We start from the raw sequence: 14,880 nt of genomic DNA, 5'->3' as shown, positions 1-14,880 counted from the left end.
CTCCCGATAGCGCCCGATAGCGCCAGGCGGGGCCCGGCCGGCTCAGGTGGTCTCGTTCTTGCGGTTGCTGTCGAACCGCCGCTCCGCATCGAACAGATGCTGTATCAGCACATGCGAGGTCATGTTCACGCCGATCCCGCCAATCATGGCCGGCAGCAGGTACAGCGCCGTGGACAGCTCCGAGACGAAGATGGCGTTGTCCGACAGCGACGGCGTCTGCCGGGCCGCCGATGCCAGGCTCTGCAGCAGGTAGACATCCACCCCCGCCATGGCCACCAGGGCCAGCCCGAACAGCAGCACCGTGGTGCGCGAGATGCTGCGCTTGGCCAGCAGGGCCGCGTAGATGGCGCAGGGAAGAACGACCGAGAAAACCACCAGGCTCCAGAATCTGGCTTCGGTGAAGACGGTGGTGCTGATGCGCAAGGCGTTCATCGGTGCGGTCCTTTGGGCGACCAATATGCCGTGCTTGCGTAAACGCCCGGTGAACGGCAGGCAAACCAGCGGTTCCACATGCAACCAGCCGCGCCGGGCAGCGGCAGCCGACTGCAGGAATCACAAGATCAGGTCTGCCGCACCAGGTAGGCGGGCAGCTGCGTCTCAGGCAGCACGGCCAGCACCTTGAGCTGCAGCTGGGCGCGCTTGCGCGCCTGGGCCAGATAGTCCTGCAGCGCCTGTGCGGCCCGCTCATACTCCCCCTCCCACAAGGCATCGACGATCTGCCGGCAGTTCTCCGTCAGCGGCGGGTTGGGCGATTGCGGAAACATGCGGCAGAAGGTGCTGTGGATCAGCCAGGGCATCTGGCACTGCTGCAGCATGCCCACCAGCTTGTCGTTGGGGTGCCGGGCCAGGAAGTCGCCATGCAGGTGCTGCTCGACTCGTTGTTCCAGGCGCTGTTCCAGGCGCAATGGTTCCTGCGTGTCCGCAACACCCGGCGCCGTCGCGCCTTGCAGGCCGTGGCGCAGGCTGGCGAGCATGTCCCTGTCCAGGCGCGGCCCGCTTTCGCGCAGCGCTGCGGGCGCCAGCAAGGCGAGCAGCTCGAAGTCCTGGTTCACCGCGCGTGCCGTCAGCGCGGCCACACGCCAGGCGGCGTAGGTGCTTTTCTCCACCAGCCCTCTATCTACCAGCCGGCTCAGCACCTCGCGCAGGGCCACGCGGTTGACGTTGAAGTGGTCCATGGCGGCGCTCTCATCGATCTGAAAGCGCCCGAAGATCATGGCGATGGAGATGGACTGCTCCAGCTCGTCGTGGATGCGCTCGCTTTCCGATGGAATGTGGATCGTGGCCTGGCCCGCCTCCAGGCCCAGGGCCTGCGCGTCCAGCGTCAGGCGCTGGGGCTGCACGGCCTGCCCGGGCCGGGCGACCAGGTAGCCGCGTCCGTCGAAGGTGCTCAGCAGCCCTTCGGCATGCAGCAGCTCGAAGGCCTTGCGCACGGGAATGCGGCTGGTGCCGAAGACCTTGGCAACCGGCCCCTCCAGCAGCACCAGGCCGGGCGCCACCCGCTGCTCGACGATGGCCTGGCGCAGGCGCTGGCGTATCAGTTCATAGCGCAGCCGGCGCTCTGAATCGCCAGATTCGCCGCTCTCGCCGGTCTCTTCGTCCCGCGCGGTCTGCGTGGATGCTTGTATGGCTCTTCTCATTCCTGCTTCATCTGCGTGTGCGTGTGCGTGTGCCGCCGCCGGCGGGGCCGTCATCGGGCAGGACTATACGGCGCGCGCACGGCGCAGCAGCGTGGCCCACTGGCGCACCAGGTAGTTGTGCTCGTCCATGACGGTGTTCCAGACGGCGATGCGGCCCAGGCGCTGCTCGTAGGAGCCGCCGTCGCGCACGCTGCCGCGCGGGATCACGAGCTGGCCGTCGGTGCCCTGCAGGTCTTCGGCGGCGGGCAGGCCGGCGTACCAGTAGTCCCATTCGCTGGCGCTCAGGTGCTCGCGCGTGCGCAGCGGGTTGGAGATGTAGTAGCCCTGCCGCGCCATCGCGGCACCGGGCCAGCCGGATTGCCACCAGTTCAGGTAGCGGTAGGCGGCATCCAGCGTGTCGCCCCTGGCCTGGCTGGAGATGCCCAGACCGCCGTACCAGGCGCGGTAGCCTTCGCGCGGACAGGCCAGGCGGTAGTCCAGCCCCGCCGCGCGGTAGTGGCCCATGGCCGGCGACCAGTGGCTCTGGATGGCAACGCCGGCATCGATCATCAGCCGTGCCGCATCGGCGTAGTTGCCCCAGAAGCCCCTGAACTGCTCGGACTCCTGCCGCTGCAGCAGCACGGCCATCATCCGGTCGATCTCCTCCAGCCCCAGGTTGCTGATGTCGCCGAAACGCATGTCGCCGTTGGCCTGCAGGGCAAGGGCCGCGTCCAGCGCGCCGATGGCGGCATCGGCCTGCAGCGCAGCACGCCCTCGGCAGGCGGGGGAGACCAGCCAGGACCAGCTTTCCTCGGCCTGGTCGAACAGCGCGGGCAGGGCGGCGGGCAGGTAGACAAAGCTGTCGACGTTGTGCGTGAGCGGCAGCATGGAGATATGCGCACTGGGCACATCGCTGACGCTGCCATCGGCCTGCACATACAGGCGCGTGACAGGATTGCAGCCCGCGCCAAAGGCCGCCTGCGGCGTGATGCGGCCGGTGCGGGGCAGGGCGTTGACCTCGTCCCAACAGGTCAGGCGCGCCGTGTCGATGGGCTGCAGGGTGCCGGTGGGCCACAGGAAATCCACGCTGTGGAACCACTGGTCGTACAGGTCGAAGCTGTCCTGGCGCATCACGGCCTGGCGCTGGGCGTCGAAGCCGTCCAGCACCTCGAAATGGATGCGTATGCCCAGGTCCTGCTGCGCACGCTGGCGCAGGGCTTCGGTCAGCGTCACCGAGGTGCCGAGGACACGCAGTTCGGGATCGTTCTTGCGCATGTTGCGGTCCTTGCCGTGGAGGTTCACGCAGTGTGGGGTGAGGGGCTTGCCGGGGTCTGGCTGCCATTGTCCTGCGAGTGGAGGCGGTAGAACGATTGGAACGATTGCCAGGAGGCCCTGACCTGCTGCTCATCGAGCCCGGCCGTGATGAAGACCAGGCGGGAGCGCCTGTCCTTGCCCGGCCACTCGGGCAAATGCTCGGGGGCGTGCATGAGATGGCCCATGCCGTGCAGCGCCGTGGGCTGCCCCTGCGGCCAGCCATCCGCGGCCACGGCCACCAGTCCCTTCAGGCGCAGCAGCCGGTCGCCATGGCGGTGCAGCAGCATGGTCAGCCACAGGGTGAGCACGCACCAGTCCACCGGGCTGTCAAGTTCCAGGCAGAACGCCTGGGCGCCTGCATGCAGACCCTGGCCCTGGCCCTGGCCTTGGCCCGCGCGGCCGCGCGGCGTGCCGGCAATGGCGCGTGCCAGCCAATCGGTTTGCAGAGCATGGGATTCCTGCATCTGCCAGGCAGGCGGTACCGCTGCGCCAGGGCCGCAGGTGACGACGCTGGCCAGGGGATTGATCTGCGCCAGTTGCGCACGCTGTGCCTCGGCCTGCTGTGGCGTGGCCAGGTCGGTCTTGCTCAGGTACAGCCGGTCGGCCGCCGCGACCTGGGCCAGCCATTCGGGGCGCCGGGACTGTTGCCACGGGGCATGCAGCGCATCGACCACGGTGGAGATGAAGGCCGGCCTGAAGATCTGGCGCAGCTGCGCATCGCCGATCAAGGTGGCGATCACAGGGCCGGGCGCGGCCAGCCCCGTGGTCTCCACCAGCACCCTTTGAAAAGGCGGCAGCTCGCCGCGCAGGCGGCGCTGGTGCAGGCGCCACAAAGCGTCCTTGAGTTCGCCGCGTATGGCGCAGCAGACGCAGCCGTTGTCCAGCAGCACCGTGTCGGCGTCTATGCGGCCCACCAGCAGATGGTCCAGCCCCACGGCCCCGAATTCGTTGATGAGCACCGCAGTCTCGCCCGCGGGCGAGTCCTGCAGCCACTGCCTGAGCAGCGTGGTCTTGCCGCTGCCCAGAAAGCCCGTGAGCACGCCTACGAGCAGCCGCTCGCTGTGGTGGTCCGTCAGGCCGTTCATGGCGCCTGCTCCCTGTGTTCCTGTGCTGGTGCACGCCCTTGTGACCGCACTTGTGCCTGCCCTTGTGCCTGCCCTTGTGCCTGCGCCGGCTGCCACGGCATGGCCAGCGGATCCAGGGCTCGGCCCAGCATCTGCTCGGCGGCGGGCCACAGCGCACCGAAATCGGCAATCAGCACGCTGGCCCCCGTGGGGCCGGCCAGCACATAGGACTGGCCATGGAAGTCGCTGAGCCGCAGCCGCCACAGCGCCAGCAGCCGGTTGGCGCGCGCAATCTGAATCAGCCGCTGGCGTCGCCCGGCCGATCCGGCCGGCGCCTGGCTCCAGTGGCCGGAGGCCTGCAGCAAACCGCACATTCCACACATGACAGAAACCCTTTCGGTTGCGAATGGAGCCGCCTGCGAAACTGGCGCAGCCAAAGAGCAGAGACACCGAGGAAGGGCCTATGCCGGCCGCGCCGCCCCGCACCGAGGGTGTCGCCGGCTGCCCGTACGCCCCCCTCCGAAGAGAGGGGGAAGGCGCGAAGCGACTCAGGGGGTGCTTCTTTTCACGGCATGACATCGCCGGAGTTGGGCCCCAGCGTCTGCCCCACATACAGATTGCCACCGGGATCGGAGGCCAGCAGCACCGCCGTGGGCGCCACCTCGTCGGCGCGGCCGAAGCGGCCCAGCGGCAGGCTGGCCTCCTTGGCGCGCTTCCAGTCCGCGCTGATGCCATCGACCAGCGGCGTGGCGATGGGGCCGGGGGCAATGGCGTTGACCAGGACGTTGTCGGGTGCCACTTCCAGCGCCAGCGACTTGGTGAAGCCGATCACGCCGGCCTTGGCCGCCGCATAGTGGCTCAGCTCCACGCCACCCTTGATGCCCAGTTGCGAGGCGATGTTGATGATGCGGCCCCAGCGCTGCGCCTGCATGTGCGGCACCGCGCGCCGCGCGCACAGGAAGACGCTGCGCAGGTCCACGCGCAGCATCTCGTCCCACATCGTGGTGGACATCTCGGCGCAGCGCGACTGGGTGAGCATGCCGGCGTTGTTCACCAGGATGTCGATGCCGCCGAAGGCCTGCACGCAGCGGTCGACGATGCGGTGGGCCGTGGACTCGTCGCCCACGTCGCCGATGACGGTTTCGACCTGCGCGCCCAGCGCGCGGCAGCGCCGGGCCACGCTGTCGGCGCGGGCGGCATCGATGTCGGCCAGCAACAGCTGCGCGCCGGCCTGCGCATAGGCCAGGGCGATGGCCTCGCCGATGCCGCTGCCGGCGCCTGTCACGACGGCGCGGCGGCCGTCCAGGGGCTTGGAGGTGTTCATGTCGGATGTCCTCAACTGGGCCAGCGCACGGTCAGGCCGCCGTCGGCAATGATGGATTGGCCGGTGATGTAGGAGGCCTCGTCGCTGGTCAGGAAGCGGATCAGGGCGGCGATTTCGCGGGCCTGCCCCACGCGTCCCAGCGGGATGCCCCTGGCCGCCAGCGCCAGGCCCTCCGGCCCCAGCGAGTTGACCGGATCCAGCGATTGCGGCGTCTCGATCAGGCCCGGAATCACGGCATTGCAGCGTATGCCGCGCGGTGCCAGCTCCATGGCCACGGCGCGGCACAGCCCGGGCACGCCTGCCTTGGCGGCCGCATAGTGGGCATGCTGCTCCCAGCCGTAGACGCCGCCTGCAATGGAGGAGACGGCCACCATGGCCCCGCCTGCAGCCATGTGGCGCGCACTGGCCCGGAAGGTGCGCATCACGCCGCCCAGATCGATGTTGATGACCTCCAGCCACTGCGCATCGCTCATCTCGACCAGGGCCGCCTGGCGCAGCAAACCCGCATTGGCGACGGCGAAGTCCAGCCGGCCGAAGCGGCCCACGGCGACCCGGGCCAGGTGCTCGACCTGTTCGGCATCGCCCACATCGACCGCCTCCATCACGCACCGCCCGCCTGCGCGTTCGACGAGTTCCAGGGTCTGGCCGGGATCGTGCTGATCCCGGGGGTAGTAGCTGCCGGCCACGGCAATGCCTGCCTGCGCATAGGCCACGGCCAGCGCCTGGCCGATGCCGCTGGCGGCGCCCGTGACGAGGGCCACCTTGTTGCTGGGGGTGTCCGGGTTCATGTCGGCCTCACTTCACGGTCTCGGGATCGACATGGGGCGCCAGAAACATCAGCAGGCCCGAGGCCGCGCAGGGAATGGCGCCCCAGTACAGCGCCGCCTGCACCCAGTCCGAGCCTTGCGACAGCGTCCAGGTCACGCCAAAGCCTGCCGCGATGGCGCCCACCTGGCCCATGGCGTTGACGAAGGAGCTGGCCGTGGCACGGATGTGGCTGGGAAAGCTCTCGCCGATCAGGAACAGGGCGGCGGCATAGGGGCCGATCAGGAAGAACAGCCCCAGCGAGTACAGCGGCACGATGCGCCAGAAGTCGCCCGAGGGCGCGTTCAGCATGAGCGCGAAGGCCAGGCCACCCAGCATCCAGCCGATGGCCACGGCGTTGCGCCGGCCTATGCGGTCACCGAGCCAGCCGTGGAAGACATAGCCCAGAAAGCCCGCGAGATTGGAGATGATGAGCACCTGCAGCGCGCTGGAGAAATCCACGCCCTTGCCCGGCGTGCCGCCCGCGCCGCCCAGCACCGAGGTGCCCAGCACCGCGAAGATCACGATGGCGAACCAGTTCAGGAAAAAGCCCAGGGCCAGCGACAGCGTGGGCCGCAGCGAGGCACCGCGGAACATGGCCGACAGGCCGGTGTGCTGCTCCTGCTGTGGGCTGGCGCCATGCTCCTGCGCCAGGCGCATGGCCTCTGCCTCGCGCCCGGCGCGGCGCAGATCGGCCACGCGCCGCGCGGTCAGGAACTGGGGTGTTTCCACCAGCCGTCGGCCCAGCACGGCGATCACCAGGGCCGGGAACATGGCGAACACGAAGGACAGCGCCCAGCCGCCGCCCTGGCCGAACCAGCGCTCGCCCAGCGGATACAGCAGGGCCACCAGCACGGCCGTGAGCACGGCGCCCACGGGCCAGCCGCCCTGCACCAGCGAGTAGATGAAGCCACGCCGCCGCAGCGAGGCCGGGTCGGTATAGACCAGGGAGAACAGCTCGCTCAGGTAGGTGGCGTTGATGCTTTGCTCGGCGTAGCCCAGGCCCGCCAGCGAGCGCACCACGATCAGCAGCACGAAGCCCAGGCCCGCCGACAGGCCGATCACCCAGCCGGCCAGCGCCGTCAGGCCCGAGCACAGCGCGGCGCCCGCCACGGCGATGATGATGCCCTTGCGCCGCCCCAGCCGGTCGGCGATGGGGCCGATGCCGAAGGCCACGATCACCGTGCCCAGCGTCACCCAGGTGTTCAGCCGCGCCTGCTGCTCGGCGCTCCACTGGAAGTGCTCGCCCAGTTGCGGCAGCAGGGTGCCGAAGAGGATGAAGTCGTAGACGGCAAAGACCCAGGCGAAAAAGCAGACCCAGGTGGCGTAGCTGACCTGCCTGCGCGTCACGGTGGGCGCGGTCCAGGGGGCATCGATGCCGGCCGGGGCCGGATGGCCGGCGCCTTGGGCGTCGGAGGCAATGGCGGAGGTATTCATGGTGTCCTCGCTGAGGTGGGATGCGGCATCAACGCGGCTGGCGGCGCAGGAAGTCGTCGGCGATCTGGTCGCACGTCATGAAGCGCACGCCCTCATGCGACTGGAAATGCTCGATCAGGCGCTCCAGCATCAGCAGCACCTGGGGGCGGCCGGAGACATCGGGGTGGATGGTGATGGGGAAGACCGCGTAGTCGTGCTCGCGGTAGACCCAGTCGAACTGGTCGCGCCACATCTGCTCTATGTCACGCGGGTTGACGAAGCCGTGGCTGTTGGGCGACTTCTTGATGAACATCATGGGCGGCAGGTCGTCCAGATACCAGTTGGCGGGGATCTCGACCAGCCGTGTCTCCTTGCCGCGCACAAGGGGTTTCATCCAGGTGTCCGGATGCTTGCTGTAGTCGATGCGGGTCCACTGGTCGCCCACGCGCACGTAGTACGGGTGGAAGTCGTTGTGCATCAGGCTGTGGTCGTACTTGATGCCTTTCTTGAGCAGCAGCTCGTTGGTGACCGGGCTGAATTCCCACCACGGAGCGACGTAGCCCGTGGGCGCGCGGCCGGCCAGCCGCGTGATGACTTCGATGCTGCGGTCCAGCACGGCCTCTTCCTGCTCGGGCGTCATTGCAATCGGGTTCTCATGGCTGTAGCCGTGGATGCCGATTTCGTGGCCCGCGTCCACCACGGCCTTCATCTGCTCGGGAAAGGTCTCGGCGGAGTGGCCCGGAATGAACCAGGTGGTCTTCAGGCCGTATTTGTGGAACAGCTTGAGCAGCCGCAGCGAGCCGACCTCGCCCGCGAACATGCCGCGCGAGATGTCGTCTGGCGAGTCCTCCCCGCCATACGAACCGAGCCAGCCGCCGACGGCATCGACGTCCACGCCAAACGTGATCTGGATTTCCTTGCTCATGTCATGCACTCCTATCAATGGGAACGGTGGAGGGGGAAAGAACCTGTTCGACGCTCAGCGCAATGCGCAGCAGCCGGTCGTCATCGCCCCGGGGGCGCATGAGCTGCAGGCCCGTGGGCAGAAACGCAGGCCTGCCGTCCAGGCCGGGAATGCGCTGCACGCCGCTGGGCAGGGCCACGGCCGGCGTGTCCAGGTAGCTGCCGGGCATGGTCAGCCGCAGCGTGGCGAGGTTGGTTTCGGCAAACAGCCTGTCGTCGTCCAGCAGCGGCAGCAGCAGGGGTGGGGTGTGGCCCGTGGTGGGCAGCACCAGGGTGGCATCGCCCAGCTCCTGCGCGAACAAGGCCATCAGTGGTGCGCGCTGGGCGATCAATGTCCGGTAGCTGTCGGGACTCAGATGCCTGGCCGCCTCCAGGCGCTGGCGCACGCGCGGGTCCATGCGTGCGGCCTGATCGGCATCGTCCAGGCGTGCGCGGTGGGTGGCAAAGGCTTCATGGGCGCCCAGCCAGCCATGGCGCCGGGTCAGCGTCCGTACGGCGCGCAGGCTGCGCAGCGTGCGGCGCTCCACGCGGGCACCCCGGGTCTCCAGCAAGGCCAGGGAGGACAGGAGGTTGTTGCGCACGGGAGCTTGCACGCGGTCGTCATCCAGCAGGCTGAGGTCCGTGCAGAACACCTGATTGCGCAGGTCTGCGGCGGGGAATGCGTTCGCATGGCCGTCGTCGGTCAGCCCGCGCAGCACGCGGTCCAGCGCCATGCAGTCGGCCACGCTCAGGGCCAGCGGCCCCAGGGTGTCCAGGGACGGCGCCAGCGCAAACACGCCCTGCAGGCAATAGCGCCCCCTGCTGGCGCGATAGCCCACCAGCCCGTTGAAGGCGGCGGGAATGCGCACGGACCCCGCCGTGTCCGTGCCCATGGCCAGCGGCCCGCACCCCAGGGCCACGGCCAGCGCAGCGCCGCTGGACGAGCCCCCGGGCGCCCGGTCGTGGCCTCCCTCATGTGCAAACACCGGCGTGCCGAAGCAGGGATTGAGCCCCAGGCCCGAGTAGGCGAACTCACTGAGATTGGTCTTGCCCAGGCAGACCATGCCGGCCGCTGCGGCACGCGCCACCACGGCGGCGTCGGCCCGGGCTGGCGCGGCCGACTGCAGCAGGGCCGAGGCCGCCGTGGTCGGCGTGCCGCGCACGTCGAACAAGTCCTTCCAGCTGATGGGGATGCCGTCCAGCGGCCCCAGCGGCCGGCCCGTGCGCCAGCGCTCGGTGGACTGCCGGGCCTCTTCGAGCGCGCGGTCCGCCGTGATGCGCGTGAACACGGACTGGCTTGCGCAGGCAACGCGCAGGCAGTGCTCCGTGGCTTGCATGGGCGTCAGCGTGCCGGCTGCATAGGCCGCATGCAGTTCGGAGGCCGAGGGAGGCGCCGTCTGGCAGCCATTGGTTTTCATTGAATTTGAATGTTGATGTCAAAGTTCATTTTTTGATTCTAGTGAGCGCCTGCATCCCGCGTCCGGGTGGTTACCCGGGGGATGTGGCGCTGTTGATGGGTGGAGACAGCTGCGTGCGCGGCCCTAGCGATCCTGGCGATCCTTGTGGTCCGCCTCGCCGGATTTCCAGTAGCCCTTGGTGCTCAGCTGCGTGCGGGCGATGCCACGGTCCAGGAAATGCATCTTCAACGTGCGCATGGCGCCGGACTCGCCAGCCATCCACAGATAGCCGGTGCCCAGCGGCAGCGGCCGGTACATGAGCCGCTGGCACAGCCTCTGTCCGGGCTGGCCTGGCGCAGCGGTGATCCACTCGGTGCGCCAGTTGGCGGTGCTGTCCATGGGTTGGCATTCGCCGTCGTCGACGATTTCCACATAGGCCTTGACCCGGGCGGAGGCCGGCAGACTCGCGGCGATGGACTGCATGGCCGGCAAGGCCGAGGCATCGCCTGCCAGCATCATCCAATCGGTGTCGGCTGGTGGAGCGAAGCCGCCACTGCGTGGGCCGGCAATGGCCACCTGCTCGCCCACGCGGGCCTGGGCGGCCCAGCGGGAGGCGGGGCCGTCGCCGCCAGCGGAGGTGTTGTTCTGATGGTTGGCATTGAACGCATCGCCATGCAGCACCAGGTCAATGTCCAGCGTGCCGGCCTGGCGGTCCACGCTGCGCAGCGTATAGGCCCGGCCTTCGCCGGACGGCAGGAACAGCTTGACCCAGGCAGCGGGCGCATCCGCTGCGGGCGCTCGCGAGAAGGCGGCAATCTGCTCGCCGCCCAGCGTGATGCGGCGCATGCGCGGGGTGATGGACTGCACGTTCACCACGGTGCCCAGGGCGCGCTGCGTGCCGGCGGGGGTGTGAAGCGGCTCAGCCATGGGAGGCTCCCCGGGCTGCGTTCACGCGCAGCAGCAGGGCCACGGCAATGGACAGCGCCACGCTCACGGCGGCGGCGAAATACACGTCTCCGACGCCCGTGACACTGGCCAGCAGCCCGGCGGCGGGAGCCGTCAGTCCCATGGACAGGTCGAAGAAGGCCACATAGGCGCCCATGGCCGCACCGCGCGCCTGGGGTGGCGCACGGCGGACGGCTTCCACGCCGAAGGCCGGGAAGGCCAGCGAATAGCCGAAGCCGGTGAGTGCGGCTCCCGCATAGGCCCAGGCCGCATCGCCGCCGCCCCAGATCAGCAGCAGGCCCGCCGCCTCCAGCGGAATGCTGGCCAGCGCCACCCGCACGCCGCCCAGCCTGTCAGGCAGATGGCCGAAGAACAAACGCGCCCCGATGAAGGCCAGGCCGAAGGCCGTGAAGGCCAGCGAGGCCGCGCCCCACCCGCGCGACGCGAACAGCAGCGCCGCAAAAGTGGTGATCACGCCAAAGCCCGCGCTGGACAGGGCCAGCCCCAGGCCGGGCAGCCACACCGTGCCCAGCACCTTGTAGAACGGTGTGCGGCGCTGGGCCGCAGCCGGCGTGGCGCGCAGGCCCCAGACCATGACCAGGGCGGCCAGCGGCAGCACGATGGTGGCCACGGCAATGCCCGAGAAGCCCCAGGCAGCCTGCACTGCCACGCCGGCCGGCGCGCCCGCCGCATAGGCGCCGTACATGGCAATGCCCACCCAGGCCATCACCTTGCCGGCATGTTGCGGGCCGATCATTCCCATCCCCCAGCTCAGGGCGCCGGTGATGATCAGGCTCTCGGCGCAGCCCAGCATCACGCGGCCGGCGGCCAGCACCCAGACTGCGGCCTGTCCGCCCTCGAAGGCGCGGGACATCAGGTAGGCCACGCCCGAAGCGGCGGCCAGCAACATACCCAGCACCACGGCACGCCTGGCGCCGCGCGTGTCGGCCAGAGAGCCGGCCCAGGCCCGCGACAGCAGGGCCGCCGCGAACTGGCAGCCCATCACCGTGCCCACCCCCAGCGTGCCCAGTCCCAGGGTCTGGCTCAGGTGCAGGGGCAGCACGGGCATGGGCATGCCCAGGCAGAGAAAGCTGACGAAGACCGCCAGCGTCAGCGGCAGCAGCCGCGCGAATGCGTTCACCGGCGGCGACGCGGCCGCGGATGGCGAAATTCCGGAAGACATGTGCATTCCCTCTCAAATACGAGTAAAAACTCAGATCACATGTCCAGGAGAATATGAGCCATGGCTCGCATTGAAAACTCGCATTCGCTGGCGGCGCAGCGGCAGCCGCCCCAGCCCCGCAAGCAGCCACGGCAGGCGCGTTCCCTTGCCACGGTCGAGGCCATTCTGGAGGCCGCGGCTCGCGTTCTTGCAGAACGCGGCTACGCCGCCACCAACACCAATCTGGTGGCCGAGCGCGCAGGCGTGAGCGTGGGTTCGCTCTACCAGTACTTTCCCAACAAGGACTCGCTGATCACGGCCTTGCACGAGCGCCACGCGGCGCAGATGTACGCGGCCATTGCCGCCGTGCTTGCGGCAGAGCGGCCGCAGGGCCTGCAAGGCCATGTGCAGGCCATGGTCCGCGCGCTGCTGGCGGCGCATCGGGTCGAGCCCGATCTGCACCGGGTGCTGGAAAAGGAGTTCCCCTTCTTCGACGCGCCGCGCGAGCAAAGCGCGGCCGACGGCGGCATCTTCCGCCAGGTGCGCCAGCTCCTGGAGCTGCACCGCAGTCAGCTCGCCCACCGCGATCTGGACCTGGCCACCTGGATGCTGCTGCAGACCATGGAGTCCCTGGTGCATGCCGCCGTCATCGATCCGCCGGCCATGTTCACCCCCCAGGCCCTGGAGGATGGCATCGTGCAGGTGCTGATGGGGTATCTGCGAGCGCCTGCCCTGGGTTGAGGATGCAAAGCGCGATTTGGCCGCCAGGTCCTCAGGGCGCGAAGACCTCCGGATCGTCGTGGCGCCATGCGCCTATGCAGCCGATGAGGCACACCACAAAGCTGGTGATGGAGCCAGCTTCGCCCGCGTCCTCATACTCGGCCACGATGTTGACCTGCGGCTTGCGCCAGGCCAGCAGACGTCCGCCATGTCCCGGTCGCTCGATCCCATCATCCATTTGCGGCGGCCCAAAAACCGCCACCAGCGCTTCAGGTGGGGATCGCATGCTCAGCCCCGAAGGCAGGCTGCCCGCAAATACGGCCCGGATTCTGCTGTCTGCCCCCGGCGCAAGAAAATGCACGGAGCCAATGAGCCAGACATCGCCATCCTCCCAGTCTCTCCCCGTCAGCCTGGAAAGTGCCCGGGGACGATAGACATCGATGCGCAGCGAGGACTTGGCGGACCAGATGATGTCGTCATCAAAATGGCTCGACGGCCTGGGCATTCGCTTGACACCCAGTGAGCCAAGCAGTTGGGCCAATTTGCCGGCGTCATAAGGCTGGCCCAGCATGTCGATGAGTTCTTCGCAGGGGGATTTCATGGGCACGGCGGTGGTTCTCAACAATGGGTGCAATCACGCAATGCCGACAGGCGCGGCCCGCAAGGACCTTATTCGTTCAGCTTTCGACGCAGCTGCCCGCATCTTCTTCCGGCGGGCTGACACGCCAGAAGAGGGAGGGAAAGCCTTCGCCCACCGGCTGGTGGCCGGGCGGCTGCGATGCCGCCAGTTGCAGATGCAGCACCCCGCAGGCATCCACCATGTGCTGGGAAATCCAGGGGCTGATGTCCATGCGCCCATCGATCAGCACCAGGGGCTTTTCGCGCAGCTTCAGGGCCAGGGCCTTGGCCTCGGCCGTGGGGCCTGCGATCACGCGGATATCGCCGCCCAGCGCTTCGCGCGCGGGTTCGGCAAGCGCCTGGCTCAAGGCCTTTGAATCGAAGTTTCTCCAGTGCCGGCTGTTAAGCCGCAGTTCACTGCGCGCCGAGGTCATCTGGGCCACGAGCAGCAAGGCCAGTTGAAGCGCCACGAAGCACTTGATGGCGGTGGTGATCGATATGCGCGACGGGTGCAGCCTGGCACCGGCCAGCTCCATGGCGACGGGAACGGCCAGCAGCAGAAAGGGCGTGCCCCAGTGCAGCTGCAGCGACGAGCCCGCAAAGATGCCGATGGCACAGGTCAGCACGATGGGCGTGAGGCCAAAGCACAGGATCAGCGCGCGCGATGCATCGGCTGTCCCGGGACGCTGCGGTGTGTCCTGCGGCACAAGGCGGCTGCGGCGCTGCAGTGCCATCACCAGCCCCAGCAGCACCCAGGCGAGCAATGCACGGTTGAGCAGCTGGTCGGCCAGCCAGTGCAGCGTATTGAGCAGCCTGGCGCCGCCGCCCAGGCTGGCGCCCAGCGAGGATTCGGTGGCATAGCGGATGGGGCCGAAGTCGTTCAGGAAAAGCCAGTACAGGTGCGGCGAGATGATGGCCAGCGAGATGGCTGCCGCCAGCACCAGGCCGATCATGTGGACCCGCTCGCGCCAGGCGCCTGACGCCAGCCAGAACAGGAATACCGCCACGGCGGCCAGGATCATCTGGTACTTGGCCAGTGCGCCCAGCCCCAGGCAGCAGCCCAGGGCGGCCCACCAGCGCAGCTGCCTGCTGCCCACCGCACGCCACACCAGCAGGGCGCTGGCCACGAAGAAGGGCATCAGCACGACTTCATGGTTGAAGAAGTGCATCCGCTCGTTGTAGTAGGTGATGCACATGGCCGCCAACAGGGCCAGCGTGGCGTAGCGGCTGCCGCGCAAGTCATTCAGCAGCTTCCAGAAAAGGAACAGGCCCGCCAGCGTGAAAAGCGCGCCGGCGGCGTAGCTGGTGCGCGCAGACAGGCCGAACAGATGGACCGGCACCGAAAGCAGCCAGGTCGGCAGGGGCGGGTGCTTGTAGTAGCCCCATTCCAGGCTGTGCACCCAGGTCAGCTGTTCGAGGTTGTCCTTGGGTGCCGTGAGGCTGGAGCTGTCGATCTGCAGCAGCCAGACCACCGAAAAGAGAAAGAGGCCGATGAGGACCTTGATGTCCAGGGAAAGCGACGGTGCGGGCATGGCCAGCGGAGCGCTTCGCGAGATCG

At 68.5% G+C, this 14,880-nt stretch carries 15 protein-coding genes; 1 reads left to right on the top strand and 14 read right to left on the bottom strand.

What is annotated here, in order from left to right; translation table 11 throughout:
• Positions 1-42: 42 nt before the first annotated feature.
• The 12 genes from IB269_RS09205 to IB269_RS09150 all read right to left on the bottom strand — a co-directional run bounded on the left by IB269_RS09205 (position 43) and on the right by IB269_RS09150 (position 12,005).
• Positions 43-432, bottom strand: coding sequence for a hypothetical protein (locus IB269_RS09205; RefSeq protein ID WP_013803741.1), 390 nt, complete (start codon positions 430-432; stop codon positions 43-45).
• Positions 433-560: 128 nt separating this feature from the next.
• The gene (locus IB269_RS09200) at positions 561-1,637 is read right to left on the bottom strand and encodes a GntR family transcriptional regulator (RefSeq protein WP_192367002.1); all 1,077 of its coding nucleotides are present in this window, start codon (positions 1,635-1,637) and stop codon (positions 561-563) included.
• Positions 1,638-1,700: 63 nt separating this feature from the next.
• Complete coding sequence (locus IB269_RS09195; RefSeq protein WP_192367001.1) at positions 1,701-2,891, bottom strand: ABC transporter substrate-binding protein; 1,191 nt, start codon at positions 2,889-2,891, stop codon at positions 1,701-1,703.
• A gap of 23 nt (positions 2,892-2,914) precedes the next feature.
• On the bottom strand, positions 2,915-4,015 hold the full coding sequence (locus IB269_RS09190; RefSeq protein WP_192367000.1) for a CobW family GTP-binding protein: 1,101 nt from the start codon (positions 4,013-4,015) through the stop codon (positions 2,915-2,917).
• Positions 4,012-4,368, bottom strand: a complete 357-nt coding sequence (locus IB269_RS09185; RefSeq protein WP_225614067.1) for a hypothetical protein — start codon at positions 4,366-4,368, stop codon at positions 4,012-4,014. Before IB269_RS09185 ends, IB269_RS09190 begins: the two co-directional genes overlap by 4 nt.
• A 191-nt stretch (positions 4,369-4,559) precedes the next feature.
• On the bottom strand, positions 4,560-5,318 hold the full coding sequence (locus IB269_RS09180) for an SDR family NAD(P)-dependent oxidoreductase (protein ID WP_192366999.1): 759 nt from the start codon (positions 5,316-5,318) through the stop codon (positions 4,560-4,562).
• A gap of 11 nt (positions 5,319-5,329) precedes the next feature.
• Positions 5,330-6,106 carry an SDR family NAD(P)-dependent oxidoreductase gene (locus IB269_RS09175; RefSeq protein WP_192366998.1) on the bottom strand — a complete coding sequence of 259 codons (777 nt, stop codon included), beginning with the start codon at positions 6,104-6,106 and terminating at the stop codon, positions 5,330-5,332.
• 7 nt (positions 6,107-6,113) lie between these two features.
• Positions 6,114-7,559 (bottom strand): MFS transporter, encoded by a 1,446-nt coding sequence (locus IB269_RS09170; RefSeq protein WP_192366997.1) that lies wholly within the window; start codon positions 7,557-7,559, stop codon positions 6,114-6,116.
• 28 nt (positions 7,560-7,587) lie between these two features.
• Positions 7,588-8,463, bottom strand: a complete 876-nt coding sequence (locus IB269_RS09165) for a polysaccharide deacetylase family protein (protein WP_013803733.1) — start codon at positions 8,461-8,463, stop codon at positions 7,588-7,590.
• Position 8,464: 1 nt separating this feature from the next.
• Positions 8,465-9,898 (bottom strand): amidase, encoded by a 1,434-nt coding sequence (locus IB269_RS09160; RefSeq protein WP_192366996.1) that lies wholly within the window; start codon positions 9,896-9,898, stop codon positions 8,465-8,467.
• Positions 9,899-10,021: 123 nt separating this feature from the next.
• Entirely contained in the window at positions 10,022-10,804 is a 783-nt protein-coding gene (locus tag IB269_RS09155) for a siderophore-interacting protein (RefSeq protein WP_043823936.1), read from the bottom strand.
• Positions 10,797-12,005: an arabinose transporter gene (locus tag IB269_RS09150; RefSeq protein WP_192366995.1), complete on the bottom strand. Its 1,209-nt coding sequence runs from the start codon at positions 12,003-12,005 to the stop codon at positions 10,797-10,799. Before IB269_RS09150 ends, IB269_RS09155 begins: the two co-directional genes overlap by 8 nt.
• A gap of 60 nt (positions 12,006-12,065) precedes the next feature.
• Between IB269_RS09150 and IB269_RS09145 the strand changes: the two genes are divergently transcribed.
• Complete coding sequence (locus IB269_RS09145) at positions 12,066-12,725, top strand: TetR/AcrR family transcriptional regulator (protein WP_192366994.1); 660 nt, start codon at positions 12,066-12,068, stop codon at positions 12,723-12,725.
• Between the two features lie 31 nt (positions 12,726-12,756).
• Here the strand turns inward: IB269_RS09145 and IB269_RS09140 are convergent, their stop codons facing one another.
• On the bottom strand, positions 12,757-13,305 hold the full coding sequence (locus IB269_RS09140; protein WP_192366993.1) for a hypothetical protein: 549 nt from the start codon (positions 13,303-13,305) through the stop codon (positions 12,757-12,759).
• 76 nt (positions 13,306-13,381) lie between these two features.
• Entirely contained in the window at positions 13,382-14,854 is a 1,473-nt protein-coding gene (locus IB269_RS09135; RefSeq protein WP_192366992.1) for a glycosyltransferase family 39 protein, read from the bottom strand.
• Between the last annotated feature and the right edge of the window lie 26 nt (positions 14,855-14,880).

Source organism: Delftia sp. DLF01, from assembly GCF_014852125.1.
In the GTDB taxonomy this organism is placed as follows: Bacteria; Pseudomonadota; Gammaproteobacteria; order Burkholderiales; family Burkholderiaceae_C; genus Comamonas; species Comamonas acidovorans.
Note: the sequence above shows the minus strand (reverse complement) of the source record. Positions and strands in the feature narration are given on the sequence as shown.

Coding starts and splice junctions, on each gene's coding strand:
- IB269_RS09135 (WP_192366992.1), bottom strand. CDS start 14,854: ATGCCCGCACCGTCGCTTTCCCTGGACATCAAGGTCCTCATCGGCCTC.
- IB269_RS09190 (WP_192367000.1), bottom strand. CDS start 4,015: ATGAACGGCCTGACGGACCACCACAGCGAGCGGCTGCTCGTAGGCGTG.
- IB269_RS09155 (WP_043823936.1), bottom strand. CDS start 10,804: ATGGCTGAGCCGCTTCACACCCCCGCCGGCACGCAGCGCGCCCTGGGC.
- IB269_RS09150 (WP_192366995.1), bottom strand. CDS start 12,005: ATGTCTTCCGGAATTTCGCCATCCGCGGCCGCGTCGCCGCCGGTGAAC.
- IB269_RS09170 (WP_192366997.1), bottom strand. CDS start 7,559: ATGAATACCTCCGCCATTGCCTCCGACGCCCAAGGCGCCGGCCATCCG.
- IB269_RS09195 (WP_192367001.1), bottom strand. CDS start 2,891: ATGCGCAAGAACGATCCCGAACTGCGTGTCCTCGGCACCTCGGTGACG.
- IB269_RS09180 (WP_192366999.1), bottom strand. CDS start 5,318: ATGAACACCTCCAAGCCCCTGGACGGCCGCCGCGCCGTCGTGACAGGC.
- IB269_RS09200 (WP_192367002.1), bottom strand. CDS start 1,637: ATGAGAAGAGCCATACAAGCATCCACGCAGACCGCGCGGGACGAAGAG.
- IB269_RS09140 (WP_192366993.1), bottom strand. CDS start 13,305: ATGAAATCCCCCTGCGAAGAACTCATCGACATGCTGGGCCAGCCTTAT.
- IB269_RS09205 (WP_013803741.1), bottom strand. CDS start 432: ATGAACGCCTTGCGCATCAGCACCACCGTCTTCACCGAAGCCAGATTC.
- IB269_RS09185 (WP_225614067.1), bottom strand. CDS start 4,368: ATGTGCGGTTTGCTGCAGGCCTCCGGCCACTGGAGCCAGGCGCCGGCC.
- IB269_RS09165 (WP_013803733.1), bottom strand. CDS start 8,463: ATGAGCAAGGAAATCCAGATCACGTTTGGCGTGGACGTCGATGCCGTC.
- IB269_RS09160 (WP_192366996.1), bottom strand. CDS start 9,898: ATGAAAACCAATGGCTGCCAGACGGCGCCTCCCTCGGCCTCCGAACTG.
- IB269_RS09175 (WP_192366998.1), bottom strand. CDS start 6,106: ATGAACCCGGACACCCCCAGCAACAAGGTGGCCCTCGTCACGGGCGCC.
- IB269_RS09145 (WP_192366994.1), top strand. CDS start 12,066: ATGGCTCGCATTGAAAACTCGCATTCGCTGGCGGCGCAGCGGCAGCCG.